At 66.3% G+C, this 2,781-nt stretch carries 4 protein-coding genes; 3 read left to right on the top strand and 1 reads right to left on the bottom strand.

Annotation, left to right across the window (positions count from 1 at the left end; genetic code table 11):
• Positions 1-284 precede the first annotated feature (284 nt).
• Complete coding sequence (locus QMX78_RS21040) at positions 285-965, top strand: DUF4124 domain-containing protein (protein ID WP_282273338.1); 681 nt, start codon at positions 285-287, stop codon at positions 963-965.
• Positions 965-1,588 (top strand): DUF4124 domain-containing protein, encoded by a 624-nt coding sequence (locus QMX78_RS21035; protein WP_282273337.1) that lies wholly within the window; start codon positions 965-967, stop codon positions 1,586-1,588. Before QMX78_RS21040 ends, QMX78_RS21035 begins: the two co-directional genes overlap by 1 nt.
• On the opposite strand, the gene QMX78_RS21030 is transcribed toward QMX78_RS21035, so the two are convergent.
• On the bottom strand, positions 1,576-2,352 hold the full coding sequence (locus tag QMX78_RS21030) for an SDR family oxidoreductase (protein WP_282273335.1): 777 nt from the start codon (positions 2,350-2,352) through the stop codon (positions 1,576-1,578). The genes QMX78_RS21035 and QMX78_RS21030 overlap by 13 nt on opposite strands.
• A gap of 95 nt (positions 2,353-2,447) precedes the next feature.
• On the opposite strand from QMX78_RS21030, the gene QMX78_RS21025 reads away from it, so the two are divergent.
• Entirely contained in the window at positions 2,448-2,678 is a 231-nt protein-coding gene (locus QMX78_RS21025) for a hypothetical protein (protein WP_282273332.1), read from the top strand.
• The last annotated feature ends 103 nt before the right edge of the window (positions 2,679-2,781 follow it).

Genomic DNA, 2,781 nt, shown 5'->3' with positions numbered 1-2,781 from the left:
GGTGCCGAGCCATGCTCGGCAGAGGCTTCACCCGTAGCGCCTCAGCCGAACATGGCTCGGCGCTACAGGAGTGTTCCCAGCCATGCTTGTGGGAGCTGCGTCAGCCGCGACGCTGGTAATGCCTGAAAAGCTAACCCCTCCCCAGCCCTCCCCTTGGCTTCGCCAAAGGGAGGGGGCGAAAGCATGGCTCGGCGCTACTCAGGAACGCGGCCGGCAAGATTGCCAGCTTCGCGGCTTACGCCGCTCCCACAACAACAACGAAGCCGTCGTGGCACACTGCCGGCATGCGCGCTCGCCTGCCCCTGCTCGGTTGCCTGCTCGGTTGCCTGGTCTGGTTGCCTGTCGTGGCCCTGGCGGTTGACCCGCCTCCCGCCAGCTCGGCGGACAATGTCCGCATCTACCGCTGTGTTGGCAGCAATGGCGCGGTGTCGCTGCAGGATGCGCCCTGCACCAAGGCGCATCAGCAACAGGTGCTGGAGATGACGCGGCCGAAGGATCCACCACCGCGGCAGGCCTCCACAGCAGCCCCCCCAGCAACCGTGCCGGTCATCCAGCGCGAAGTGCGGGTGGTCACGGTGCAGCCACCACAGCCGATGTACGAGTGCGTCACCAGCGAAGGCGAGCGCTACACCAGCGACAACAACGAAGGCAATCCACGCTGGGTACCGACCTGGGGCTATGCCTACCCAACCCATGGTCCCGGCCACGGTGGCCCACGCCCGCCGCGCCCACCCGGCGGAGGCGGTATCCCGTGGCGAGCAGGTGTCGCGGTTCCGATGGGTTCGGTGCTGGTGCGAGACAGCTGCCATGCCCTGCCGCCACAGGAAGTCTGCGCGCGCCTGCGTGATCGGCGCTGGGAACTGATCCGCCGCTACAACAGCGCGCTGCAGAGCGAACGTCGGGAACTGACCCGCGAGCAACGCGGCATCGACGCGCGGCTTGAACAGGACTGTGGGGGAACCTGATGCGTTGCCTGATCCTGATCCTGCTTCTGGCCAGCGCCAGCGCGCGGGCCGGCGAGGTCGTGTTCTATCGCTGCACTGATGCCGCCGGCGCGCTCACCGTGCAGAACATGCCCTGCCCCAAAGGCACGCAGCAGCAGAGCAAAAAAGTCATGCAGGCAGTGGAGACCAGATCACCTCCGCCACCGCTTGCCAGCCCGGCGCCTGCAACGCTGCCGCACTTGGTCGCGGCACCCGTTCCTGCTGCGGCACCCGAACCGCCGAAAGCCACCGCAGTTGCGACGGCACCACCGGTGCCGTTGCCCGAGCTGTTCCAGTGCCGCACACGCGAAGGCCAGAACTACTTCAGCGAAACCAGCGAGCCGCCGTCACGCTGCGTGGCCATGCAGGTCACCGGTCTGGACGGCAACCCCAATACGGGCGCAGGCGATGCCTGCGAAGTGATTCGCGATACCTGCACGGCGGTCGACCCCGCGCAGCGCTGCGCTACCTGGCAGCAATGGGTGAACGAAGCCGAATCGGAATGGCGTTTTGCAGCGGCCAGCCAGGCCGAGACGCTGCGGGAAAAACATCTCCGCCTGCAGTCACTGCTGGCTGGCAGCGACTGCAACACTCAGAACCCGTAACGCAGGAAGCCGCCGTCCACCGCGATGCATTCACCGGTGACATAACTCGATGCCGGCAGGCACAGGAAGCTCACCGCAGCGGCCACTTCTTCCGGCTCACCGATGCGCCGCATCGGCGTGCGCGCGATCACTTCATCGTAGTAATCGGCATCGGACAACGGCCCGGAAGTACGGCGGGTACGGATGTACCACGGCGCCACCGAGTTGACGCGGATACCGTCCTCGGCCCATTCACAGGCGAGGTTGCGGGTCATCTGCTGCATCGCCGCCTTGGTCATGCCGTAAACCACGCCGCTACGCACATGGGTGATGCCGGAGACGCTACCTACGTTGACGATGGCCGAGGACGCATGCCGGGTGAGCAACGGGTGCGCGTAGCGGCACAGCTCGAAGGCCGAGAACAGGTTGGTCTCGAAGATCCCGCGCCATTCGTCTTCGGAATACTCGGTTGCCGCCTTGGTGGTGTTGCCACCGGCGTTGTTGACCAGGATGTTCAGGCCGTCGCTGTGGTCTTCGACCCAGTCGAGGATTTCCTGCCGATCCTGGTCATCGCTGACGTCGGCCGAGAGTGCGTGGATGGCGCGCTCCGGGAAGGTTTCGGCCAGTTCATCGCGCGCGGTTTCAAGTGCGTCGGCATCACGCCCGACGATCAGCACATCGGCACCGAAACCCAGCAACTCACGTGCGATTGCCAGGCCAATACCGGCACTGGCACCGGTGACCAAGGCAGTTTGCCCATCCAGGCGCCAACGCTGCGGATTCATGCTGTTTCCTCATCAATGCAGGGTGCGGCGTCCGTGAAGGGACGCTGCAGGAAGATGGGGCTAGGATAGCTGCCTGAGCCCAGCGGAGCATGCCGATGAAGCGTCTTTCCCTGTTGATGGTGCCGTTGCTGCTTGCGCTGGCAGCATGCAAGCCACAAGTGCCGGACACCGAACGCCCTCCTGAGCCGCAGGCCACCGCATTGCGTGATGCGATGAAGAAGGATCTGGATCAGGCCAAGGCGGCGGCTGCAGCGACCGAGCAGGCCAGCAAGGCGCAGAAAGCCGAGCTGGATGCGGCGATTGGTGGCGCCGATACCGCCAAGTAGCGCGTCACCTGTAGTGGGGGGGGGGGGGGGGGGGGGGGGGGGGGGGGGGGGGGGGCGGCCGCCGCCGCCCCCGCCGCGCCAGGCGCTGGGGACCGCCAGCCCC

It is taken from the genome of Stenotrophomonas sp. PS02298 (assembly GCF_029959445.1).
Taxonomy (GTDB): Bacteria; Pseudomonadota; Gammaproteobacteria; order Xanthomonadales; family Xanthomonadaceae; genus Stenotrophomonas.
This window is presented reverse-complemented; position numbering and strand designations above follow the sequence as displayed.